We start from the raw sequence: 22576 nt of genomic DNA on the forward strand, positions 1-22576 counted from the left end.
GCGGGCAGCGGTTGTCCATGGCGCACAGGACTCCCTCGTGGGAGAAGACCAAAATGCCTCCCGGAATCACCTTGCTTCCTTTGCGTTGGATTTCTTCCACGGTTCCCGCGTGAATCGAATCCGTCATTGCCCACCCTCTCCGGGAGTTTGTTTGTGTTGCATCCACATCATACTGGCGGGGCGCAAGTGGCGGAAATACGCCTTTCGTCTTAGGACCGGTACGGTGAAAGTGCGGCCCCGGAAGGTATCCAGACATCCGAGTCATTGCTGCAACCAATATCCGTCCGTGATGGAAAAGAATTTCCCGTGCCGCTTCACGAAGGGATCGACCACGAAGTCTGTTTGAATCATCGGAAGACGCGTGGTTCAGCGAGGTGGAGCGAGCATGAAGATTACCGCAGTTGAAGTCGTGAAACTGTCGTTCCCGGTAGACCCACCGATGGCGGACGCCATTCACTTTATGCCGGAGCGTAACCTGGTATTGGTTCAGATCCACACGGACGAGGGCACCACCGGGATCGGGGAGGCGGCCTGTTACGGCGGGCCCATGGAGTCGACGGAGGCTGTGATCCGCCATGAGCTGGCGCCGCGCCTGATCGGCGAGGACCCGTTTCGGGTGGAGTACCTGTGGCGAAAGATGGCCATCCCATCCCATCAGCATGGCCGTGGCGGGATTCTGTACATGGCCATCAGCGGGATCGACATCGCCCTCTACGACATCATCGGCAAGGCCACGAAAACGCCGCTGTACAAGCTGCTCGGCGGGTACCGGGACGAGGTGGAGGCGTACGCCAGCGCCGGTTTCTACGCGGCCGACAAGACGCCTGACGACTTGGCCGCCGAGTGCGCCGGTTACGTCGACAGGGGATTCAGACACGTGAAAATCAAGGTCGGCCGTAACCGTGACGTAATGCTGAACCCGCTGCACAACACGCCGATGTCCGACTACGCCGCCGTGACCCTCGAGGAAGACCTGGAGCGGGTGCGGCGGGTCCGGGAAGCGGTGGGGCCGCGGGTGCGGATCGCCGTCGACGCCAACAACGCGTGGACGCCGTCGATCGCGATTCAAATGGGGCGCGCGCTCGAACGCTTTGGGATCCACTGGTTCGAGGAGCCGGTCGACACGGACGACCTGGACGGCAGCGCCCAGGTGGCGGCAGCGCTGGACGTCCCGGTGGCCGGGTACGAGACGTGCTTCAGCCTGCCGCAGTTTCGGGAACTGATTCTACGCCGGGCGGTCGATATCGTGCAGCCGGACGTGATTTGGTCGGGCGGCTTTACGGAGAGCCGTAAGGTGGCGGCCTTGGCGCATGCGTTTCACTTGCCGGTCATCCCGCACGTGTTCTCGTCAGGCCTGAGCCTGGTGGCCAACCTTCACTTCATCGCGTCGATCCCAAACGGCGGGTTGATTGAGTTTGATCAAAACCGGAACGACCTGCGTACGCTGTTGTTCGAGGAACCGTTGGACATCGACGCACGCGGGTACGTGCGGGTGCCGAACCGACCAGGACTTGGCGTGACGCTGAATCAAGCGACGGTCGACAAGTACAGGGTGCCATGACCTCTGCTCAGCCTCGTCCAGGTACAATGGAGGAAGAGGTGTCATCAGACGGGGCTGCAGGGGGGGGGGGCAGGGGCATGGAGCGTCCCAGTTTCGGACTATCGGAGTCAGACTTGCTCGAGGTCCTCGTTTCGGCGAACCAGACGTCCACGCTCACGGTCGCCGGTACTTTCGACTATTTACAAACCGACGGTCGGTATATATCATGTAAATGAATTCATCAACGCACGACTCGCTGAAAGGGGACCAATTCAATACGATGAAACGCGAGCTCAAACGGGAACGGACGACCCGCCTGTTGCTCGATGCGACCAAAGAATTGATCCGCGAAAAAGGATGTGCCCAGACCACATTGAGCGACATCATGGAACGTACGGGCCTGTCCAAGGGAGCGATTTTCCACTATGTCAAAAGCAAAGATGAACTCTTCAGTTGGGTTCTGAAGGAAAGGCTTGAAGATACGAATCGGCGTTTTTTAGAGGCGACAGCAAAACAGGCAAAATCGTTTTCCGGACCGATGCAGGAAATCATTGACCGCTTGCCGGAACTGGAAGAACCGAACGATGTGGCCAATCAAGTGTTCACGTACCTGTTGGGGCAGAGTGATCAGCCCGAGGTGAGAGAGGTGATTCGACGGTTCTACGAACAGGCATTGGAGGTATCGAAGCAGTGTATTGTCGCTGGTCAGTTGGCAGGGGTAATCCCTCCATCCGTCGATGCCGCGAAAACGGCAGACTTGTTTGTAGTAATATCTTTGGGACTCCGTGTGCGCAGCGCGGTATCCTCTGACCGTTTCGCTTTCGACAGCAGTGCTTTTGCCGCCTTGATGGCCGACATGCTTCAACCCAAACAACAGTAGGGGGACGATTGCCTCCTTGCTGCCTGTTGTGAGCCTGTACCGAATGACTGTCGATGAGGCGTGAAAAACGGTGATCCTTGTGGCTCCGTTTCTTGTGCAGGTCTGTTCTCTCGCCTTGTTCCGCCTCGTCGGCGTCGCCGCGTGGCCGTACTTCGACAATTGGCAGACGTCATTACGAGCCGCAGTGGCCGTTATGTTCTTGTTTACCGCCTCGGCTCATTGGGGCAAAAGACGTCGCGATTTGATCCGCTTGGTGCCGCGAGTTTTTCCGAAGCCGGAATGGATCGTCGCCGTCACGGGACGGCTCGAGATCGCTGGCGCCATCGGAATGATGATACCCACAGTTGCGCGTTATGCTTCCATCTGCCTTGCGATACTGCTCGCGGCGATGTTCCCCGCAAACATACATGCCGCACGCAAGCGGATGACCATCGCCGGCAAGCCCGTTACTCCCCTCGCCCTGCGTACGGTACTGCAAATCGTATTTTTGGCCGCCGTTCTTGTGGCAGGGATCTAGAACGCGGGCTAAAGAGGTGACCCATCCAGGGCGAATCGCATGATGTACGCAGCCGAGGCCCGGTCAGAACTGGGGGCCTGCGGCTCGGTCGGCCTCATTCCCATGTTGCAATAGCCTCGATGCGATCACTCGGTGTTGTAATATATCAGCCATGCATCTAGGTCAGCCTGTAGCTCCTCGACAGCCTCATACAAACTTCTCCCTGCATGCAATACGGATTCGATGCAAAAAAGTGTCCGTTTTCGGACAGCCCGCGACAATGGTTTAAGCGATTGACAGGCTTGGAGTACACGTTCTGGATGAACATACCGGAGCAGTTGAAGTGTCGTCAGAAGTCCATTTCTCAGGCTTTGCGCCAGATCCAAGGCCTGCTGCAAGTTATCTTGCATGCGGTTAAACGTATGGATCCGAAAAGGCGAGTTCGGAATCATTCGGTGCAGGCCGTGCAAACGGTGGGGAGCTTCAGAGCGGTGTCGTTAAACCGGTTGTTCAATCGCGGTCGCGTCATGGGCGATGCTGGAAGGTCTCAACAATTGGACCGCTCGGCATGGAATCTGCAGCGGGTTCACGGACGAAGGGAGACGCCGGAAAGTGATTCCGGCTCTCGAAGGAGTCTACCACACGCAGCTGGATCAGAACCTTCCTCAGATTGGCATCGATTGGTCGTGGCTCCTCGAGTGACGTGAATCCGCTGCGGACACCGTCCAATTTGTCCACATTGGCCGCTTGTCTGTCTCATCTCCCTTCACCGGTTCGTACAATGGCTTCAACATCGAAACGAAGGGGGAGAGGGAGAGTGCATCCAGAAAACTCGCAGGATTCGTTTGGACAAGTATATGTGGTCGGGCTCGGTTTCGTCGGATTGCCGCTGGCGATGCAGTTTTGGAACAGCGGGTTGCGCGTCACGGGCCTCGATATTGATCTTGCAAAGATATCCCTGCTGCAACTAGGAACAAGCTATTTGCCTGACATTAGGGATCACGACGTGGCTCGACCGGTCCAGTCTGGAGCGTTGACCTGCATCCATGAGTTTGCGACGGTCACGGACGTGGACACCATTATTGCTTGTGTACCAACGCCGTTGAAGGGTTGTCCGGCTCTGAGGTGGTACCAATGAACGTCGCAATCATCGGTTGTGGGTACATCGGCGCGAAACACATCCAGGGGCTGGCGCAGGTCCCCGGTATCCGGCTAACCGCGGTGTGCGACACGGAAGTCCGCCGCGCAGAGGAGCTGGCAGACAGGTACCGTCGTCTGGTGGACAGGGCGGACACGGACCCGGTGCAGGTGTGCAGTACCTACGCGCCGCTCTTGGAGGACAGTGGGATTGACGCGGTGTCGATCACAGTGCCGAGCGGATTGCACGCGGCCATCGCGTTCGCAGCCTTGAAGGCCGGAAAACACGTCATTCTGGAAAAGCCGATGGCTCTCTCGGCGGGGGAGGCCAGGTCCCTGGTAGAGCTGTCTGTGGAGACGGGACGCAAACTTGCCGTGTGCCACCAGAAGCGTTTCTACCCTCATTTGCAGCAAATCCGGACCATGGTTTCGAGCGGTAAGCTCGGTCAGCTCGTCTCTGGCACCGTGTCCCTGGTTTACAACCGGACAGACGAGTATTACCAATCGATTCCGTGGCGCGGCACCTGGGCGATGGACGGCGGAGTGCTGTTAAATCAAGCGATTCACGACATCGATCTGTTGCTTTGGTTCATGGGCAACCCCGTATGCGTACAGGGACATGTTCAACGGCTGCTGAGACCGATGGAGGCGGAGGACACCGCTGCGGCGGTTGTGGCCACCGCGGACGGGGGAGTCGCGACCCTCACGGCAACAGTTTGCGCTCCAAAGGGCCACTCGGAAGAACACATTACCCTGGTCGGCACGCGCGGCGTATTCACGCTGTCCGGGAAGACGATGCAACCCACGTCCTGGAAAGTGGAAGAGGAGCCCATTCCGGAATTCGTGAACGTCGATCCGTACTCCCGATTGTACAAGGATTTTTCCGAAGCGGTTGCGGAGAATCGCGATCCCTTTGTCAGCGGCAAGGAAGCGCTGCACGCGTTGGAGACCATTTTCGGCGTCTACTCGTCGTGGCTGCGGCACAGGGGGGTTCGCCTGCCTGTGGAAAATTTCTCCACGCTACAAATGAACAACACGTTCACATCGGAAGGGAGGGAGCATGCGTGTACAAAGGGGCCAACATTCTCGTGACGGGTGGCGCCGGCTTTCTCGGGAGCCGGCTGGTCGAACGATTGGCTGCCAATGCCGGCCACATCTGGGTGGTGGACGACTTGTCCACGGGGCGAGCCGAAGCAGTACCCAGCTCAGGGAACGTCACATTGATCAAGGGCTCGGTGTGCGACGGATGTCTGCTCCGAGAACTCCTTTCAAACGTCGACTACGTCTTTCACTTCGCCGCCAGGAACATCGTCTTGTCCGTTGAACAGCCGGAATCCGACTATCTTGTCAACACCCACGGCACCGTGCAACTGCTGTTGAACAGTCTGGCACATCGCGGGCGGATCCGCAGATGGGTGTATGCGTCGACAGCGTCTGTTTACGGGAACAGCCCCGTGATGCCGATCAAGGAAGGAACGTACGATGTGTCCGTTCCGTACGCAGCCAGCAAATTGTCGGGTGAGCTGTTTGCGGTGGCGTACGGCCGGTCGTTCGGCCTGCCCGTTACGTGTCTCCGGTTTTCCAATGTCTACGGTCCTGGTCAAACGAGTTCCAACCCGTACTGCGGAGTGGTCTCCAAATTCATGCAGGCTATCCTGGACGGGGAGCAGTTGACAATATATGGGGACGGCACGCAAACCCGGGATTTCACCTTTGTCGACGATGCCATTCACGCCGCGCTCCTGGCAGGGGTTTCGGAACGGACCACGGGACGGGTGTTGAATGTGGGGACCGGCATTGAAACGTCGGTAAACGCCCTCGCCCAGCTGGTCATGAACACAGTGGGGAAGCCCCACCATCCGGTCGTTCACCGCGAGAAGCGGAAAGTGGACAGCATCTACCGCAGAGTCATGGATGCGACAGCAATACGGTCCCTGACCGGTTGGCAGCCGACCCAGACCCTGAACGACGGACTGAAAATCACGTGGGAATGGTTCTTGAACCAACACCAGAGCTGAGCTGATTGGAGGTGAGTGGTATGCAGGAATATGTGATTCATCCGACTGCGCAAGTCGGAGAACGGTGCAGAATCGGTAGGCATGTGGTAATCCATGCCCATGTCGTGATTGGCGATGACGTCGAGATTGGAGACAACGTCGTCATTCATGAACGCACCGAGATTGGGAGCCGGACCACAGTAGGGGCGAACAGCGTGTTGGGGAAACCACCGATGACCAATCGCCGGATAAAGAGAAAACCGCAAATCGCGCTGCCGTTGCGTATCGGCGCGGATGCCGCCATTGGTTCATGCGCCGTACTGTCCGCCGGATCAGTTCTGGAAGACGGTGTCTTGGTCGGAGATCTCGCATCGGTTCGGGAAGGCGTCTTCGTAGGATCCGATTCGGTCATCGGCAGATCCGCCACTGTCGAACTGAACACCCGGATCGGCAAACGCGTCGTGATCCAGACAGGTGCTTACATCACGGGGGATTCGGTCTTGGAGGATGACGTGTTTGTGGGACCGGAGGTGTCCACGTCCAACGACAAATTCATGGGTCTGGTACCCTACCCGTACCGCGGCCCCTGCATTGAAACGGGAGCGCGCATTGGGAACAACGCCACGCTCCTCCCGGGGGTGCGCATCGGGGCAGCAGCCATTGTGGGAGCGGGGGCCGTGGTGACGCGAGACGTCCCTCCAAACGAGGTGGTGGTCGGTGTCCCCGCTCGCGTAACGGGGAAGCGTCTGGAAGCTGCGGACGCGGACATTGGTCCGCAACCCGCGCGGAGAGACAGTGAACAAGGGAGGGAGACCGGTGAAGGTACCGTTCATGGATCTCAGTCACCTATCGAATGAATTGAGGCACGAGCTCCAGGCAGCTGTGGAACGCGTCCTGACAAGTGGCCGCTACATCCTGGGAAGTGAAGTCTCGGCTCTGGAGCAAGAAGTCCCGGCCTATTGCGGCACCCGGTCCGGTGTGGCGGTCGGCAACGGGACGGACGCCTTGGTCTTGTCTCTTTACGCGCTCGGGGTGGGCAGGGGAGATGAGGTCATCACCAGCCCTTTCACATTTTTTGCCACCGTCGAAGCGATTCTGCAGGTCGGCGCGGTCCCCGTATTTGCCGATGTGGACCCGCATACGTTCACCATCACTGCGCAGACCGTTGAATCGCGGATCACCAACAGGACCAAGGCCATCCTCCCGGTTCACATATTCGGGCTTATGGCGGATATGCCGGGGATTCTCCAACTGGCGAAGGCATACCGCCTGCTCGTCCTTGAGGATGCGTGCCAGGCGATTGGGGCGACCTGGGAGGGGAACGGGGTAGGCACTTGTGGCAATGCGGCGACACTGTCGTTTTTCCCGACCAAGAACCTGGGAGGGTGTGGCGACGGAGGAATGGTTCTGACGCAGGATGAAGAGCTGGCGCAGCGGCTGCGCCGCTTACGCGTCCACGGGAGTGTGCAGAAATACGTGCACGAGGAGTGCGGATGGAACAGCCGATTGGACGAAATTCAGGCCGCCGTGCTGCGGGTGAAGCTGAGGAAGTTGGACGAATGGACGGAGCAGCGGCGGTCGCTTGCGCGGCGTTATGACGAGGGACTTCGCGACCTGCCGCTAAAGGTTCCCTTCGCTCCCGCCCAGGCACGGCACGTGTATCACCTGTACACGATAGTGACGGAGCCAAGAGACGCGTTGAAAGCCGCACTGGCGGAAAAGGGCATTGAGACCCAGGTGTACTATCCGTTGCCGATGCACCTGCAGCCCGCCCTGCGTGGGTTCGGCTATCAACGGGGGGATTTTCCGGTCGCCGAGTACCTTGCTGAACACTGCCTGTCGTTGCCGCTGTATCCGTGGCTCGGCACAGACCAGCAGGACCATGTCATCGAGTCGATTAGCCGCTTTTCGGCAACCGCCGAATCGTGACAGGGTCGGGCCAAGGCACATGTTCCGATGTCATCATCCCAAAGAAATGGCAGGTGAATGACGATGCCTACAGTTCTGCACGCTCCAATTGAAATTGCGGGCCAGATGGGGGCGCTCTGCCAGGGTCTGCGCAACTTTGGCTGGACGGCGAACGGATACAACTGGTTTCACACCTACCTTCAATACGACAGTCCGATTGTCCAGACCGACGCCTATGAATTGATGCACGTATTTGAACCCTTGGTGAGAGCGGCCGATATCATTCATTTTCACAACGGAGACACGATGTTGCCGGAGTATCGTGACTTACCGATGTTGAAGTCGTTGGGGAAACCCATGGTCATGCATCACTGGGGTAACGACGTGCGCGACGTGGAAATCCTCAATCGGAGACAGAAGTATCCATTGCCGCCTTCGTACCATACGCCTGAACAGATTCGTGCCAAGCTGGCCACGCTGTCACAGTATATCGATTACGCCATCATCCAAGACCATGAGCTGAACGAATTTATCGCTCCCTACTACAAGCGGGTGTACGAGTTGCCACTGGCGGTTGACACGAAAGCTCTCCAGCCGGTTTATCCAGATGTGTCCAATCACTGTCCGCTGATTGTGCACGCTCCGACGAGTGACGAGTTCAAGGGCACCCGCTACGTGGAGAAGGCCATCGATAACCTGCGGAGCCGGTACCGGTTTGAGTACAGGCGGATCGAAAAAATGAGCCACAAAGCGGCGATGAGTTGGTATGAGCGGGCGGACATCGTCATTGACCAACTGATGTGCGGGACGTACGGCCTACTTAGCGTGGAAGCCATGGCGATCGGCAAACCCGTGATTGCCTACATTCGGGACGACCTGCGCCACACTTATCCTGGCCAGCTTCCCATCGTGTCCGCCGACCCGGATACGCTGGAAGTCACCCTGGCCGCACTGATTTCCAATCCCAAGCGCAGGCGGAAGCTCGGCATGCAGGGGCGGCAGTATGCTGAGAAGTACCACGATACGGGTGTGGTCGTCCAACGACTCATTCGGATTTACGAGGAAATCCTGCAGGAGAAGCAGTAAGGGGGGAGTGTCCGTGGGGTTTCTGACCGCGGTGGAGTCAGGTCTTCAACCGCACATCGTGCGGTGTGGAATTCTCTGCTCCCCGTCTGACCCCCGGTGCCGGCACTGGGGGGTTGACCATCTCCTTCCCTGTGTCGCCCTTGTGCAGTCGGGTAAAGTTCTGGACCACCTTTTCGAAGGTGTCCTGTTTGAAGCTGATCTCACGTGTCAGGGTGAAATGATCTCGCCTCGATCGATGGGATTTGGTAAACCTCCGACGGCAGGGACCTGGCTGGAAGTTGTCGAGGAACTGTTTCGTCCGGAGCAGAACGTCCCAGCCCTGATGCAGGCCTCGCAACGACTGCCTGCTGGGAAACAGGTTGACCTCTGGATTGCACTGCCGTATCCGTTCGAAAATCAACCCTGCTTCGGGACGGTCCGAGGCGGGCACCTGAACTTCCAGACCAACCCGGAGCACAGAACCGCGGCCGTGGTTTGGTGGATGGAACAGGTCGTCGCCGGGTGGCGGCAGACGTCGTTGCGCACTCCTTCGCACCGAGTGGTGTTCCGTGGATTCGCATGGACGCGAAGCATGTTGTGGCCGGCGGACCACGGCGTGATCCGGCACGTCGCCGAGTGGGTTCACGGCAACCAACTGAAGCTGATGTGGTGTTATCACGACAAGACGGAGGGCGCAGACAGGGCTGGTGAACTCGGCTTCGACCTGTGTCTGAACCGGCCACTCATCGCCCGCGACATCCACCGGATCGACGCCGCGGCGGAATTTGCCGAACAGCACGGGCACGGGGTAGTCCTCGCGTGGGACAGCACGAGGCATTCTGATTCATTTGCCGACTTGCTGCAGATCGCGGAGAACCGGATTAGGGAGGCGGTTCAACTGTTTGAACTGCCGTTTGGTCTGGTTCGCGAGTGGTGCCAGCAAGCCGAGCCTGCGTATATGGCATTGTATCAGTACATCCGCGGAGCTGAAGCCCAGGATGTGGATCCGAAGGGAGGTGCGAGGGCATGAGAGTTCTCCAGTGTCCGACCGAGATCGCGGGTCAGATGGGGATTTTGACAAAGGCACTGGCGCGAGTGGGCATCGAGTCGACAGCGTACAACACGTTTCACAGTTATCTGGGGTACCGCGATCACATTTACAACGTAGACCCGTACGAACTCGAATCGATGATGGGCGACGCCATCAAGAACTTTGACGTGTTTCACTTTCACTACGGGCAGACCATGGCTCCAGACTTTGCGGACCTGCCGGAGATTTTCCGCCTCGGAAAACCGATGGTGATGCACCACTGGGGAAACGACGTTCGGACCCACGCGTTGGCTTCGGCGAACAATCCGTACGTGTATACGGGGGACTCGCCCCCGCCTGAGCGGATTCATCAAACTCTGACGCAACTGACACGCTATGTCCAGCACGCCATTGTGCAGGACTACGAGGTCTATTCTTATGTGGCTTCCTACTACAAACGCGTGCACGTCGTGCCGATTGCTTTGGATGTCCGCTCGGTGCCGCCCAGCCCTCCTTCTGCGGAGGAGGACTGTCCGTTGATAGTACACGCCCCCACGAATCCCTTGTTCAAGGGAACAAAGTACATCGAGGAGGCCATCGAGAGACTCCGCGAGCAAGGTCTGCGTTTCAGGTACCAGCGGGTTGAAAAGGTCAGCAACACAGCGGCGCTGGCCTTGTACCGCAGCGCCGACATCGTGGTGGATCAGATTCTGTGCGGATCGTACGGCCTGTTGGCGGTGGAGGCGATGAGTCTCGGCAAGCCCGTGATTGGATACATCCGGGAAGACCTGGTCAAGACATTTCCGGAGATTCCGCCGATTGTCTCGGCCAACCCGGACCAGGTTTACGATGCGCTGAAGGAACTCATCCAGAACCCGGTGCTGCGGGTGGAGAAAGGAAGACAGGGAAGGCTGTACGCCGAACGGTATCATGCGGCCGAAGTGGTGGTGCAGCAGTTGCTTCGCGTTTACAGTGAGCTTTCAAATTGAGTTGATGTGATTCCATGAATCAAGAGGGACCAGCTGAATGGAGGAGAGTCAATGGTGGAGGCGAAACTGGGACCCAACACATACCTTCCGTGGAACGTTCACGACAACGAAAGTCCGGTAGTTCACCTGACGTGCGGCGACGACCTGCTGAGAAGCGGGTATCGCCGATGGAGCGCCAGTGACTTGGCAGACTATCTATTTTACTTGATAGACGGCCGTCCGTGTGACACACTGTTTCGCGCTTTCCTCTTTTCTCCGAATCGGGCTCTCAGTGGCCGCTTTCTGAACCCGGTGTTCACGGGGTTCGAGCCGGCGTCGAACATGGCCGATTGGGCGGAATGGTTAGATGAACTGTTTCGTCCCGGCTTTCATTTACACGCACTAAAGGATGTGGTGCAACAGTCGCCGTTACCCTGCACGCCAGTGGACGTCTGGGTGACGCTGCCGTATCCCGACTCCCGCCAGTCCGATTTCGGAACGGTGAGCGGCGCGACGCTCGACTTCCAGAGTAAGGTGGACCGGCTGACGGCCGTCAACTGGTGGATTGGCCAGTTTGTCTTGCGCTGGGAGACTTCCGGGCTGGAGGGCCCCCTCCGTTTGCGGGGATTTCGTTGGCCGCGGGAAGTGGTTGGGGATGTGGACGCCGACTTTATTCCCATGGTGAGTACGGTGGTGCATGCCTTTGGCAGACAGTTCATGTGGCTCACCAACTACGGTTCGGGCCACGTCATCGAGTGGTCCGACCTTGGGTTCGATGTGATTGCTCTGCATCCCAATTACTACGGGAACACTGCACTTGACTGGAACTGGATTGACCACGCATCCATGTTTGCACAGGCCTATCGGTGCGGTATGCAAGTCGTGTGTGGGAAGGGGTTGCTGTATGACGAGAACCACATTTATGACTACTTGAACCGTGGACTGCCTGCCTACAACGGATATATGCGGCAGGCGTTCACAGTGATGACGTTTGACCAGGTGAGTCCACGTGACCTCTACCAGAATCGGCTTCCAGTCTACGTTGCTGTCTACAGCTTTGTGAAAGGAATTTATCAGAAGTGGACGTATCCGACCATGCGATACTGACGAGGTTGGCGGGGGTTGCACTGCGCTTCTACGTTTGAGTTCTTGGGTCACCCGAACAGTTGGGCAACCCCGTTTTACTCTTGTCGATGAACAAGGTGCTGAACAGATCACCCGTGTTCGGACGTGATGTGTAGGAATCTTTCAATGTTCTGTGGAAGTGGGGGGTGGCCGCCCCCCGTTCTTAACATGCCAATCTGAAGTGATGTCGTTGGTTCGTTCCCAACGTGTCTACCTCGTTGCGACAGCTCCTCATGCCTTGTCTAGACGCCGTCCACAACGTCTAGCTGTCTTTGTACAACCTTGCTCCGCGCTGCAGACGCCAAGCGATCCGAGCAACATGGGGCAGTTAACGGGCTGTTGGCCGCGATGCGCCAGGATCGACATCGCCCTCTAAGATATCATCGGCAAGGCGACCAAAATTCCGCTGTACAAACTGCTCGGCGGGTACCGGGACACCGCAAAGCTTGTCATTTCTGAGGACCGCCGGCTCACTGGATCTTGACAGGCATGCTGATCAACGATATTGGTTGTATAACCAATCAACACGGAGTGATATCATGTCGAAGGATGGCAACACGAGAAAGCGGCTTATTGACGCAGCATACCAGGTTCTGGCGGCGAACGGATACGAAGCGACATCCATCAAGGACATTGCTCGTAAAGCCGGACTGTCTCCTGGACTGGTTCACTATTACTTCACCAGCAAAGAGGACCTATTGGCAGCGGTGGTCCGGGAAGCCACTGAGGAGTATTACGCTCGAATGGAGCGATTGCGGCAATCCGTCAATGGGGACGAACTCGCCAATGCTGCATTAGCAGAATCGAAGGAACGTGTGCGCACGCATCCAGACTGGTATCGGTTGCGATATGAGCTGTTTGTACTTGGCCTCCGGCATACCACGATTCAGGAGGGGGTCAAAGAACTTTTGTTGAGGGGGAAAGAGGGGATCGAAGAGGCAATACAGGCGATAGCGGGACAGTCTGTCCCGAATGCGGCAGCAATATCTGCAATCTTGCTTGCGTGCTTTGACGGTTTGGCGTTGCAGTCGTTGATAGACCCGGAGTTTGACCTTGACGGCGCTTATCGTGTGCTCAGTCAGATGGGTATGGGATACCTGAAATCACAACTGGAGCCAAGGGGAGAGGAATGAACCGGGTCTTGATCCAGGCGAGGGGTTACAGAACACATCTCTAAAGCGTTTTATGTAAGTTGAGTTGGTTGGTCATCCAATTAACCAAGAACCGGGAGTGAGCGTCGTGAATGTACTCGTTATTTATGCTCATCCAAACCCGAAGAGCTTGAACGCTGCCGTGTTGGAGCAGGTCGAACGGGGACTCAAAGACGGAGGTCACACGTTTACCACCGTTGACCTCTATAAAGACGGATTCAATCCGGTCCTCGAGTTCAACGACCATATAAGGCGCAGTGACCTAAAAGACGATCCGGAAACTGCCCACTACCGTGAACTGATAAAGAGAGCTGACCACCTCATCTTCATTTATCCAGTGTGGTGGTACGGCCCACCAGCCATATTGAAAGGATTTTTTGACAGGGTTCTTGCTTCCGGATTTGCATTCACATACGAAGGACCAGTTCCGAAGGGGTTGTTACGGGGCAAATCCGCCTGGGTCTTTTATACAATGGATTCTCCATGGTGGTATGCGAGGTTTTTCCGGAGAAGTGCTGAGTGGATCGCGGTCGGAGAAGCAACACTCAAGTTTTGCGGCTTTCGCCCAGTGAAGCGGTTCATGTTCGCGGGGGTAAAGCATACCAAAGAGAGCCGACGGAGAAAATGGTTAGAATACGTATATCGTCAGGTCCGGTACCGGCTGGGAGTGGACAGGAGGGCGTACCGATGAAGGTCTATCCATTGCAAACAGGGTACACGAAGGTGCCGTATGGTCAATTTTATGGTGGGCTGGAAGGCTGGGTAGGACTCAGAGGCGTGTGGAAATTTGCCACGGATAAAAAGCACTTTATCAAGGTCCCGATTCATGTATACCTGATCGAACATCCGCAGCACGGGCCAATCTTTGTGGACGCGGGGATCCATGCGGAGCAAGCCCGTGAACATGATCGGTACTATCGGGGAATTGCCCGCCTCATCCTGGATTCCGATGAGTACGTGTTGCCTGAAGACCAGGAACTGCCAGTTCAGCTGAAGCGGCTTGGTTACGAGTGTAACGATATCCGGAACCTGATCTTGACCCACCTTCACGAAGACCATGTCGGATGCCTGAGGTATTTTCCGAACGCCACGGTGATGGTGCCAAAAGTCGAATGGGATGGAAGACACAAAAAATTGTTCGGTTTGATACCACTATATTACCAACCGTCGATGTCCATGGTCAGGAACTGGAGCTTCATAGAATTTTCGTCCGGGGGATTTCACAGCTTTGACTCGAGCCAGGATGTATTCGGGGATGGGACGATCATCATGGTTCCGACTCCGGGCCACAGCTGTGGGCATGCAAGTTTGCTGCTGAATCTGGGCGAGTATCAGCTATTTCTAGCCGGAGACAGTTTGTACACCTTGCGCCATCTGGCGGTGGATCAAGTACGGGCCATCACCGTAAATGCCGCATGGTTGGAGGATTATATGAATTCCATCCGGCGGATCCAGAAACTTCGTCGTTCGTTACCGAATATGGTCATCGTGCCGACCCATGATCACACCGAATATCAATACTGTCAATAGCGGATTAAAACTCCCCAAAAAAATCGCGCTAGATTCCCCACAAACAGCGGATTCAGATCCCCAAAATCATCGCGCATCATTCCCCAGACATATGTTCGGTCTACGCGGTCACCTCCTCCTTCAGCGCATGTGTCACCCCGGCGCGCAGCTTGTCCTTCATCCGGTAGCTGTTGCCGCGGATGTTGATGGTGGTGGCGTGGTGTAGGAGCCGGTCGAGCAAGGCAGAGGCCAGCACCTGGTCACCGAAGAGTGTCCCCCAGTTGGTGAAGCTGGTGTTGGACGTGATGATAAGGGACCCGTGCTCGTAGCGCTCCGACACGAGCCGGAAGAAGTTCGCGGCGTCCAAGGCGTCAAGCGGCAAGTAGCCGACTTCGTCGCAGATCAGCAGCTTCGGCTGGGTGTAGATGCGCAGGCGCTTGTCCAGCCGACCCTCTTGGTACGCCCGTCGCAAGTCGGCGACCAGCTTCTGCATGGTCACGAAGTAGACGCTCATGCGTTGTCGAATCGCCTCCATCCCCAGGGCCACCGCAAGGTGGGTCTTGCCCACCCCCGGCGGTCCCAGGAAGATGACGTTGCTGCCCTCCTGAATGAACGTCAAGCTGGCTAGTTCTCGTATTTGTCGCTCATCGACGGACGGCTGGAACGAGAAATCGAAATCTGCAAGGGTCTTGTGATACGGGAAGTTGGCCATGCGGAGCCTGGCGTGCATGTAACGGCTGTATCGCTCCTCCTGCTCAGCCTCCAGCAGCCTGTGCAGAAACTCTGCATAGGTCGCCTGGTGCCCCGCTGCCCACTCCACGCACGCCGGCAGTACCGCCGCGGCTCGCTTTAATCCCAGCTCCAGCAGCTGCTCCTCAGCCTTGGCCAGAACCAGCGCCTCACTCATTGCACCTGACCTCCCATCGCAATCTGCTCATACACAGACAGCTCCCGCTGCTCCACATCCGGTCCGATTTGCATTCCTGGTACTTTTCCTCGATCTGGACGGGATGTTCCAGCCGGGATGCCCTTGAAATGCTCAGGGTTGGTTGAGACCTGGTGCCTGCCAGAGAGGACACGGTGTTCGGCGATGACTTGCCCGCCGTACTCGATTTGCAGGCTACCCGACTCAAACTCCCTGACCAGGACGGTGTGCCCCACATACCGCCACGGAACGGTGTACATGTTCGTGTTCCACGAGATGCGGCAATCGCTCATGACCTTGCGCATGTCAGCGTACGCCAGCGTGTACCGGCTCTTAGGCAGGGGCTGTAGCTTCTCGGCCTGAAACCGCACCAACGGCTGCTCCCGCGTCGTGCCGTGGATACGGACATTGGCCACCGTATCCCGCCAGACGGCGCCCTGCCGGTTCAGGTCGTCCAGGTCCACGAACGCTACCGGCCAGAAGTTGGACCGGATGTACCCGATAGGCCGTTCAATCTTCCCTTTGGTGCGGCTTCGGTAGGGTTTACAGGCCTTGGGCACGAATCCATAGTATTTGGCGAAGTCCATGTATGCCGGCTGCCAATCCACATGCCCCTGACCGTCGTTGGTCACGACGAGCGGGGAACAGTTGTCGCTGAGAATGACCTTTGGGACCCCGCCGAAGAACTCCAGCGCGTTGCGCAGCGCCTGGAGGATATGCAGTTGGTCCGGTGCTTTGATAAACTCCAGGTAGAGCATACGGGAGTAGGCGAGTACCATGGCAAAGCACCATACGGTTCGCCGATGGCCCTGCGGGTCCAGGTAGGGGAATGCGCCCAGGTCAATTTGCGCTTGTTCCCCCGGAGCCGTCTCAAACCGCACGGTTGCCTTGGCAGAGACAACCGGGCGAAGAGGACGCATGAACTCACGCAGGACGGTGATGCCACCGGTATATCCCTGCTCCCGGATCTCGCGAAAGATTCGCTCCGCATTCAGCACGCCGATACGCATGCGCTGCTCAACGTAGGCCTTGTACGGCTCCAATTTGTGTCCCTTCGTCCTTCGACCACGCGACCTCATCACGCCCTCCTCTTGCTGCTGCCGAGGTTCACTTACAGCCTTGCGAATGGTTTTGCGGTCGTGGCCGAATCTTCTGGCCAGTTCCGAAATGCTGACGCCCTCCTCATACAGCTTCTTGATTTCCATCTTCTCACCTTCCCTCATGACCGGCACCTCCCTAGACGTGATGGCAGGTGCCATAGTTCGACACAGGGGTGGGGAATTCATCCCGATGAGTTTGAGGAATTCAGCACGGTGATCTTGGGGAATTGTTATCCGCTGTTATTGGGGATTTTACATCCGATGTTGACAATACAAATACATACAACCCTTTTTGGCTGATGGACGCCTATCTTCTGAGGAACTTCGAGCCATTCGAGCTTACGAAGCGACTGTGTCGATGACGCCGGACGCCTACTGCCCTCTAAGCAGCCAAGGTTTGTTCCAGCACACAATGGTGATTCGGTCGGAACGGTTGTTTGACGTATACGGGCCCGTTCGGTGGTGTGCGTGGAAGGGGGCCCGGTGCCCCCTTCCACTCGATGCACGGAGTGCTCTTCTTAATACACTTGCTGAATCGTGGCGTCGTTGGTGCTGATCACGCCCGTCATGGGTTTGCCGGTGGATTGATCGCACAGTTGAATCGTGTAGTAGCCGGCGGTGGGCACAGAGTTGGTGACCACCACATAGTCGCCGTCGTGCAGCGTGTAGATGACCGCGCCGTGATTGTTCGGATCGTAGACCTGTGTCGAGACGCCGTTGGCGGCATTCACACGGAACACGTTGCCGAGATGGACGGTGTTGGCGTAGATCCACTGGTCGGACCCGTCCGCCAGGTGATACATTTCCGTGACATACCCGTTGTTGTATCCCTGCCTCATGCGGTCAATCGGGATCGTCACCTCAGGTCCCTGGGAGGGGAACAGTGTGTTCCACGTGGCTTGATCCACGACTCCGGTTTGTGGCAGGTTCTGGGCCGCCTGGAACTTCATCACCCCGGCCTGCGTCTTGGGGCCGAAATATCCGTCCGCATACCCGACGTTGAAGCCATCCTGGTTCAACTGGTTCTGTACCTGTTGAACCGCCGGGCTGTACGTGTTTTCCATGCTGATCGACAGGTTGCCCGGAAACGGCAGGTTTTTGGTCACGGTCGCGCCGTTCAGGTAATACACGGGCTCGTCGGTGGAACTCGGCGGCGGCGCGCTCTGGCCGCTGTACTGCGTGTATTGGCTGGCGTTTCCGCCTGTCGCCGTCACGAATTGATCCATGATGGTCGCGATGTTCGAGGCCCAATCGTGAGCGGTCGCGTAGTGCTCGTTCATGCCGTCGAGGGTCGGCCAATTGTAAAAATGGGACGATCCCGGATTCAAATAATTGTTCCTGACCTCCCACGCTTCAAAGCGGATGGCGTAGTCCTCGGAAGGGAACGATCCCGCCGCGTTCATGGGTTCGGTGTCATATGCCCCGTACCCAAAGAGATTGTTCTTGGCATGGGCGATAGTGCTGGTACCCCACGCGCTCTCCTCAATGGCGTGCGCCAGCAGGTAGGTGGCGTTCACGCCGTACGTGTTCTGGGCGGCGATGAATGAGGCGCCTAGGCCCTGCATCGGCGAGTTGTGGCTGGCCAAGAACGCATCAATCGACTGAGCGTTGACCTGCCACGGCGCCGGGAAGCGAAGGTCGGCCGTGCGATACGGACTTTCCCACGTCCCAACGTACTTTCCCAGAAACTTGCCGCCTTGTGAGAGTGCGTAAAATTTCGTGTTGTAGGGGGAATGGCCCGGATTCGGATCGATCCCGACATAAATCACACCTGGCTGAGCGAACGGAGGCTTCTGCGATCCCAAAGGTCCATCGATAGAATTCGTCCAGCGTCCGCTGCCATCCAATTGATAATAATTGCTAGGCAACGTAGTCACGATGCCTGTGATGGCATCCACCACAAATCCATTGGGGTATCCCTTGATGGATGCGTCCGCCGCCGACTCGGACGTGAAGTGCTTGGGTGTCTGGCTTGGATCCCTGTAAGCCGCGAAATCCGGCTCCTGGAAGGCCGCGTTGCCGGAGGGGTCCTTCACATACCCGCCTGGCAGGTTCTGCACGGCCTTCTCGGCGTCTGACAACTGCGGGAATGAACCGATCACGCTGCCGTCCGCCTTGTACGCGGTGTACTGGTTGGCCGTCGTCAACACCCAGTGCGTGCCGTCCCAGCTGCTCTTCACGTTGATCCGCTCGAGAATCTTCATCACATACCAGATCGGCATGTATGTAGTGGGCTTGCCTGACATCGGATCCTTGTAGACGATGGCATCGATCTTCTTCACCAGGCGCCCGTTCAAATAAATGTTCTTCGATCCGGTGCCGACACTCACATTGGAAAAATTGATCGGGATGTTGGCGGGAACCGTCATTCTCCAATTGGTGCCGTCCCACGTACTCTGGACACCGACCGCTGTCAGAGCCTTGAAAACATACCAAATCGGGATGTACGCGGTCTGATTGTACGTGAACCCATACGCCTGGATCACGCGGGCGCCATTCAGGGAGATGCTCTTCAGGGTGACATTAGTGATCGCTGGACTAGCTGCCAACGCAGGGCTTGCCTGTGCCATCATCGCGGCCAACAACCCCGCACCCATACCCAGCGCGACCTTCGTTCGCGTACCTCGCTGGATCCTGGTCTTCGCCTTGGTACTCATGGTGCCGAACAGGTCTGTTCACTCCCCTCATGTGGTCCACTTTCCGTACGACAGTATATCGTAGGATAGTAGGACGCGCAGATGGCCAGTCCAATGAATAGAGTTCGAAGGGACGGTTGGTTTTGCGGGGAGTCGGTGTAAGTGACAAATTCCGTAAACCTGTTCTATCATGGAATCCACGAGGAGGAATCGCCCTTGCCCAAAGGTCCCAGCCTGCTGCGCGAGATCAACGAAAAACGCATCCTGTCGTTCCTGCGCGCCAACCGGGTGAGCTCACGCCAGGAGATGGCCGAACGGCTGGGGCTGAGCAAGAACACCGTGTCCCTGATTGTCGAGAAGTTCCTGGAGGAAGGGCTCGTACAGGAATTGGGGACGGACCCGCAGGGCATCGGGCGGCCGCGGACACAGCTTTGCCTCGCCGCGGACGCCTTTCGCGTGCTCGGCGTCCTCGTGCGGGACACCTCCTGCGAGGCGGTGCTCACCGACTACCAGGGCGCCATGTTGCGGTCCGTTCGCGCGAGTGTCCACGCGCGGGACCCGCAGGCGTGCCTGGCTTGCATCGAGGACCTGGCCCGCCGCCTTGCCGACCCGGACGACCATGTCCTCGGCCTCGGGGTGGCCATTCCGGGCTTGGTCGATCCCGATTCCGGCCTCGTCCGCTATTCCACCCACCTGGGCTGGCGGGATGTGCCGGTCGCAGAACCGCTCGCACAGCGCCTCGAGCTTCCGGTGCACGTGCTCAACCGCGTCAAGGCGGCGGCCCTCGCGCCCGTGCACGTGATCCCCGAGGGCGCGCACAGCACCTTCTACATCCGGGTGGATGAAGGGGTGGGCGGTGCGTTTGTGCTCGGCAACGAGATCGTGCACGGGTTCAGCCGGACCGCCGGCGAGATCGGCCACGTGGTCGTGGATCCGGACGGGCCCCGCTGCACCTGCGGCCAGCGCGGTTGCCTGGAGCGGATGGTGAGCGTGCCCGCCGTGTTGGGTGGGTTGGGAGTCAATGGGATCGATCCCGCGGAAGACGACGCCGTCGCCTCGTTCTTCGCGGCCCAGCAGCATGCGCCATCCAGCGACCATTTCCACGGCATCCTCGCGCGGGCGGGGGAGCACCTCGGCGCGGCCATCGCCACCGTGATCAACCTCCTCAACCCCGAGTACATCGTCGTCGACAGCCCGTACAACGACGTCGGCACGTTTCAGCAGTCGGTGCGGGATGCGTCGCGGGATAAAGCGTTACAGATCCCGGCGAGCCATGCGCAGATCCTCTTTCTCCGCACGGCCCACGCCTCCGCCTGGGGCGCCGCTCTGGCGGTCATCCACCACTTCGAGGCCACGCCTGCGCTCTGACGCCGGCGGGATCACACCGTCCGGTGAAAGACGCTCGGTTTCATATCCTGGTCGCCGATGGGGGTGTCGATGGCGTCCACGTCGAAGTTGACGTACACATTGCACACGCTGCCGTTGTAGTGTCCGTTCGTGTCGCCGCTGCCCTTGTTGGTCTTCTGGTGCTGGTCAAATCCGGTGATGTTCGCGTCCCCGACAAAGACGGCGGAGTTTTGCTGCATGGCGTTGACGTTGAGCGACTGGAAGCCGATGTGGGTCATCGCTGGGCGTCGCTGGTGCTGCGCGAAGACATGAACGTCCCGGTCGTCTATCGGGGTGTCGAGGACGTCCGGATCGTAGACGAGTGTCAGGTTCCGATACACGAGATTCGACGAGTGCAGCGTGCCGAACCCGGCATTGCTCTTGCTGTGCGCACTGAGACCGTATACCACATTGCGCCCCCCGACGTATACACCGGAGGAGTTTTGGACGATACGCACCTGAATCGATACCGGAAGCGTGACCATCTCCGACGGTTTCATGACAAGCCGCCTCCGCTCAGTATGTCGTTCACCGCTGCGGCGACCGGGAATCGTCCGGTGTCACCACTGCACCGCATGCAGGGGTTTGACATCGGGATCGATGATGATCCCGTCCAGCCACTCGCCGCCGTCAAAGTTGGCCGACAAGCTCCACACCGAGTAATTGAACCAACCGAACTGCAGGCCGCTGCCATAGTTCGACTTTTGGTTGGAGTCCCAGCCGCTGATGTTGATCTCGCCGATGAACGCGCCGGCGTTTGATTGAGCCACGTTGAGGTTGACGGCGCCCAGTGCAATCACGGTCGCCAAACGCACCACTCTCCTCGCCGCACGCGTCATTCGGATTCCGGGTCCGATCCAAAGTCAATCAAGACCGTGTGCCCGGGATCCACCGAAGTATCGTCCTTGGTGAGGTACACCACCAGCAAGCCGCTGCGGTACACGGCCCGCACCTGGTCGGCGAGAACGCGGTCTGGCAGCTCAATCTCCCGGTCAAACGATCCGTGGTGGCATTCCGACATCCATACGGTGTCCCCGCGCCGCTGAAAACGGGCGGTGCACTCCCCGCGAACCCGCAGCGCGTGAGGACGTACCGACACTTGGACATCCGCGCTGCTGGTCAAGCCGGGCAGTTCAAAGACAGCCACAATCTCCCGTCGGCCGCGGTACACGTCCACCCGGGGAAAGGGCTCCTGCGGCTGGTCTCCGCCGCCGGCAAACCATGGGCTGCGCATTTGAGGAAGGGGGAGGTTCTTGAAAAAGTCCGGGCCCAGGATTTTTTTCAGATCGGCGAGATCGCCAAGTTGATTCAAGAAATCGAACGGATTCTCCCCGTTGTTCTTCCCTGACGCCATGGTCGTGCCTCCATCGTCGGCCCTTCATCGTCCGCCTTTCATTGTCGGCCCTTCATTTTAGGCCGCCTTCGAGTCATGCGCCCGAGGGAGAGCCGGGTGCTGTCGGCGCGAGCCGGCGCAGCCAGTTGCGCCAGTCTGGGTCCGAAGTCTCCGGGAGATCGATCGTGTCTGGGTCGTGGACAAGGCTACGGTTGGCCCGGATTAAAGCGTGATCGCCATGGACCGTCCCAAACCCCTGGTTCACCTTTTGATAGCTGGAGAAATCCGACACCCAGTTGTTTCCTAGGTTCAGGCACGAGGCTCCTTCTATTTGGCCGACATGGATGGTGCCAATGACAAACGTCGGCGACCACACGTTCGACATCCGTC

General features: G+C 58.1%; 23 protein-coding genes and 2 pseudogenes. 16 read left to right on the forward strand and 9 right to left on the reverse strand.

Features of this window, described 5'->3' with window-relative positions:
* Positions 1 to 28 precede the first annotated feature (28 nt).
* Positions 29 to 265, reverse strand: a pseudogene (locus N687_RS25315) (hypothetical protein); the annotation flags it as partial.
* A gap of 120 nt (positions 266 to 385) precedes the next feature.
* Here N687_RS25315 and N687_RS0113555 point away from each other — a divergent pair.
* The 3 genes from N687_RS0113555 (at position 386) to N687_RS0113565 (ending at position 2937) form a co-directional block, all read left to right on the forward strand.
* Positions 386 to 1561: a mandelate racemase/muconate lactonizing enzyme family protein gene (locus N687_RS0113555; RefSeq protein WP_029422360.1), complete on the forward strand. Its 1176-nt coding sequence runs from the start codon at positions 386 to 388 to the stop codon at positions 1559 to 1561.
* 259 nt (positions 1562 to 1820) lie between these two features.
* A complete protein-coding gene (locus tag N687_RS0113560; RefSeq protein ID WP_029422361.1) occupies positions 1821 to 2420 on the forward strand; it encodes a TetR/AcrR family transcriptional regulator in 600 nt (199 codons plus the stop codon).
* Positions 2421 to 2490: 70 nt separating this feature from the next.
* Positions 2491 to 2937, forward strand: a complete 447-nt coding sequence (locus N687_RS0113565; RefSeq protein WP_331280139.1) for a hypothetical protein — start codon at positions 2491 to 2493, stop codon at positions 2935 to 2937.
* A gap of 128 nt (positions 2938 to 3065) precedes the next feature.
* On the opposite strand, the pseudogene N687_RS25555 reads toward N687_RS0113565, so the two are convergent.
* Positions 3066 to 3183 (reverse strand): annotated as a pseudogene (locus N687_RS25555) (IS481 family transposase); the annotation flags it as partial.
* Positions 3184 to 3733: 550 nt separating this feature from the next.
* Between N687_RS25555 and N687_RS0113575 the strand changes: the two are divergent.
* The 12 genes from N687_RS0113575 to N687_RS0113630 all read left to right on the forward strand — a co-directional run bounded on the left by N687_RS0113575 (position 3734) and on the right by N687_RS0113630 (position 14827).
* The gene (locus N687_RS0113575; RefSeq protein WP_029422363.1) at positions 3734 to 4054 is read left to right on the forward strand and encodes a hypothetical protein; all 321 of its coding nucleotides are present in this window, start codon (positions 3734 to 3736) and stop codon (positions 4052 to 4054) included.
* Positions 4051 to 5145: a Gfo/Idh/MocA family protein gene (locus tag N687_RS0113580; protein ID WP_029422364.1), complete on the forward strand. Its 1095-nt coding sequence runs from the start codon at positions 4051 to 4053 to the stop codon at positions 5143 to 5145. Before N687_RS0113575 ends, N687_RS0113580 begins: the two co-directional genes overlap by 4 nt.
* On the forward strand, positions 5118 to 6071 hold the full coding sequence (locus N687_RS0113585; RefSeq protein WP_029422365.1) for an NAD-dependent epimerase/dehydratase family protein: 954 nt from the start codon (positions 5118 to 5120) through the stop codon (positions 6069 to 6071). Before N687_RS0113580 ends, N687_RS0113585 begins: the two co-directional genes overlap by 28 nt.
* Before the next feature lie 20 nt (positions 6072 to 6091).
* Positions 6092 to 6907, forward strand: a complete 816-nt coding sequence (locus tag N687_RS0113590; RefSeq protein ID WP_156040151.1) for an acyltransferase — start codon at positions 6092 to 6094, stop codon at positions 6905 to 6907.
* The gene (locus N687_RS0113595) at positions 6867 to 7979 is read left to right on the forward strand and encodes a DegT/DnrJ/EryC1/StrS family aminotransferase (RefSeq protein ID WP_029422367.1); all 1113 of its coding nucleotides are present in this window, start codon (positions 6867 to 6869) and stop codon (positions 7977 to 7979) included. Before N687_RS0113590 ends, N687_RS0113595 begins: the two co-directional genes overlap by 41 nt.
* A 63-nt stretch (positions 7980 to 8042) precedes the next feature.
* Entirely contained in the window at positions 8043 to 9044 is a 1002-nt protein-coding gene (locus N687_RS0113600; protein ID WP_029422368.1) for a glycosyltransferase, read from the forward strand.
* Positions 8962 to 10053: a DUF4855 domain-containing protein gene (locus N687_RS0113605; RefSeq protein WP_081841396.1), complete on the forward strand. Its 1092-nt coding sequence runs from the start codon at positions 8962 to 8964 to the stop codon at positions 10051 to 10053. The genes N687_RS0113600 and N687_RS0113605 overlap by 83 nt, the downstream gene beginning before the upstream one ends.
* Positions 10050 to 11042, forward strand: a complete 993-nt coding sequence (locus tag N687_RS0113610) for a glycosyltransferase family 4 protein (protein WP_029422370.1) — start codon at positions 10050 to 10052, stop codon at positions 11040 to 11042. The genes N687_RS0113605 and N687_RS0113610 overlap by 4 nt, the downstream gene beginning before the upstream one ends.
* A gap of 54 nt (positions 11043 to 11096) precedes the next feature.
* A complete protein-coding gene (locus tag N687_RS0113615) occupies positions 11097 to 12128 on the forward strand; it encodes a DUF4855 domain-containing protein (protein ID WP_197029286.1) in 1032 nt (343 codons plus the stop codon).
* Between the two features lie 557 nt (positions 12129 to 12685).
* Positions 12686 to 13279: a TetR/AcrR family transcriptional regulator gene (locus tag N687_RS0113620; protein ID WP_035462292.1), complete on the forward strand. Its 594-nt coding sequence runs from the start codon at positions 12686 to 12688 to the stop codon at positions 13277 to 13279.
* 106 nt (positions 13280 to 13385) lie between these two features.
* Positions 13386 to 13988, forward strand: coding sequence for an NAD(P)H-dependent oxidoreductase (locus N687_RS0113625; protein WP_029422373.1), 603 nt, complete (start codon positions 13386 to 13388; stop codon positions 13986 to 13988).
* Positions 13985 to 14827, forward strand: a complete 843-nt coding sequence (locus tag N687_RS0113630) for an N-acyl homoserine lactonase family protein (protein ID WP_029422374.1) — start codon at positions 13985 to 13987, stop codon at positions 14825 to 14827. The genes N687_RS0113625 and N687_RS0113630 overlap by 4 nt, the downstream gene beginning before the upstream one ends.
* 100 nt (positions 14828 to 14927) lie before the next feature.
* Here N687_RS0113630 and istB read toward each other — a convergent pair whose 3' ends face one another.
* From istB to N687_RS22325, 3 genes are all read right to left on the reverse strand, one after another.
* The gene (gene istB, locus N687_RS0113635) at positions 14928 to 15713 is read right to left on the reverse strand and encodes an IS21-like element helper ATPase IstB (protein WP_029422375.1); all 786 of its coding nucleotides are present in this window, start codon (positions 15711 to 15713) and stop codon (positions 14928 to 14930) included.
* Positions 15710 to 16954 (reverse strand): IS21 family transposase, encoded by a 1245-nt coding sequence (gene istA, locus N687_RS0113640; protein ID WP_029422376.1) that lies wholly within the window; start codon positions 16952 to 16954, stop codon positions 15710 to 15712. Before istA ends, istB begins: the two co-directional genes overlap by 4 nt.
* A gap of 395 nt (positions 16955 to 17349) precedes the next feature.
* Positions 17350 to 19428 carry a peptidoglycan-binding protein gene (locus N687_RS22325; protein WP_051663250.1) on the reverse strand — a complete coding sequence of 693 codons (2079 nt, stop codon included), beginning with the start codon at positions 19426 to 19428 and terminating at the stop codon, positions 17350 to 17352.
* Positions 19429 to 19683: 255 nt separating this feature from the next.
* On the opposite strand from N687_RS22325, the gene N687_RS0113650 reads away from it, so the two are divergent.
* Entirely contained in the window at positions 19684 to 20835 is a 1152-nt protein-coding gene (locus tag N687_RS0113650) for an ROK family transcriptional regulator (RefSeq protein ID WP_029422378.1), read from the forward strand.
* 11 nt (positions 20836 to 20846) lie between these two features.
* Here the strand turns inward: N687_RS0113650 and N687_RS0113655 are convergent, their stop codons facing one another.
* From N687_RS0113655 to N687_RS23230, 4 genes are all read right to left on the reverse strand, one after another.
* Positions 20847 to 21353, reverse strand: a complete 507-nt coding sequence (locus N687_RS0113655; RefSeq protein ID WP_231493481.1) for a hypothetical protein — start codon at positions 21351 to 21353, stop codon at positions 20847 to 20849.
* Positions 21354 to 21413: 60 nt separating this feature from the next.
* On the reverse strand, positions 21414 to 21662 hold the full coding sequence (locus N687_RS0113660; RefSeq protein ID WP_029422380.1) for a hypothetical protein: 249 nt from the start codon (positions 21660 to 21662) through the stop codon (positions 21414 to 21416).
* Positions 21663 to 21688: 26 nt separating this feature from the next.
* Positions 21689 to 22207 (reverse strand): Hsp20/alpha crystallin family protein, encoded by a 519-nt coding sequence (locus tag N687_RS0113665; RefSeq protein ID WP_029422381.1) that lies wholly within the window; start codon positions 22205 to 22207, stop codon positions 21689 to 21691.
* A gap of 73 nt (positions 22208 to 22280) precedes the next feature.
* Entirely contained in the window at positions 22281 to 22571 is a 291-nt protein-coding gene (locus N687_RS23230) for a hypothetical protein (protein WP_081841399.1), read from the reverse strand.
* Positions 22572 to 22576: the final 5 nt, after the last annotated feature.

It is taken from the genome of Alicyclobacillus macrosporangiidus CPP55 (assembly GCF_000702485.1).
Classification (GTDB): domain Bacteria; phylum Bacillota; class Bacilli; order Alicyclobacillales; family Alicyclobacillaceae; genus Alicyclobacillus_H; species Alicyclobacillus_H macrosporangiidus_B.

What these genes read in the sequence shown, in the direction of transcription:
- N687_RS0113600 (WP_029422368.1), top strand. Translation starts at nt 8,043, where the DNA reads ATGCCTACAGTTCTGCACGCTCCAATTGAAATTGCGGGCCAGATGGGG.
- N687_RS0113560 (WP_029422361.1), top strand. Translation starts at nt 1,821, where the DNA reads ATGAAACGCGAGCTCAAACGGGAACGGACGACCCGCCTGTTGCTCGAT.
- N687_RS0113610 (WP_029422370.1), top strand. Translation starts at nt 10,050, where the DNA reads ATGAGAGTTCTCCAGTGTCCGACCGAGATCGCGGGTCAGATGGGGATT.
- N687_RS0113620 (WP_035462292.1), top strand. Translation starts at nt 12,686, where the DNA reads ATGTCGAAGGATGGCAACACGAGAAAGCGGCTTATTGACGCAGCATAC.
- N687_RS0113580 (WP_029422364.1), top strand. Translation starts at nt 4,051, where the DNA reads ATGAACGTCGCAATCATCGGTTGTGGGTACATCGGCGCGAAACACATC.
- istA (WP_029422376.1), bottom strand. Translation starts at nt 16,954, where the DNA reads ATGAGGGAAGGTGAGAAGATGGAAATCAAGAAGCTGTATGAGGAGGGC.
- N687_RS23230 (WP_081841399.1), bottom strand. Translation starts at nt 22,571, where the DNA reads ATGTCGAACGTGTGGTCGCCGACGTTTGTCATTGGCACCATCCATGTC.
- N687_RS22325 (WP_051663250.1), bottom strand. Translation starts at nt 19,428, where the DNA reads ATGGGTGCGGGGTTGTTGGCCGCGATGATGGCACAGGCAAGCCCTGCG.
- istB (WP_029422375.1), bottom strand. Translation starts at nt 15,713, where the DNA reads ATGAGTGAGGCGCTGGTTCTGGCCAAGGCTGAGGAGCAGCTGCTGGAG.
- N687_RS0113630 (WP_029422374.1), top strand. Translation starts at nt 13,985, where the DNA reads ATGAAGGTCTATCCATTGCAAACAGGGTACACGAAGGTGCCGTATGGT.
- N687_RS0113590 (WP_156040151.1), top strand. Translation starts at nt 6,092, where the DNA reads ATGCAGGAATATGTGATTCATCCGACTGCGCAAGTCGGAGAACGGTGC.
- N687_RS0113665 (WP_029422381.1), bottom strand. Translation starts at nt 22,207, where the DNA reads ATGGCGTCAGGGAAGAACAACGGGGAGAATCCGTTCGATTTCTTGAAT.
- N687_RS0113605 (WP_081841396.1), top strand. Translation starts at nt 8,962, where the DNA reads ATGCTGAGAAGTACCACGATACGGGTGTGGTCGTCCAACGACTCATTC.
- N687_RS0113655 (WP_231493481.1), bottom strand. Translation starts at nt 21,353, where the DNA reads ATGAAACCGTCGGAGATGGTCACGCTTCCGGTATCGATTCAGGTGCGT.
- N687_RS0113555 (WP_029422360.1), top strand. Translation starts at nt 386, where the DNA reads ATGAAGATTACCGCAGTTGAAGTCGTGAAACTGTCGTTCCCGGTAGAC.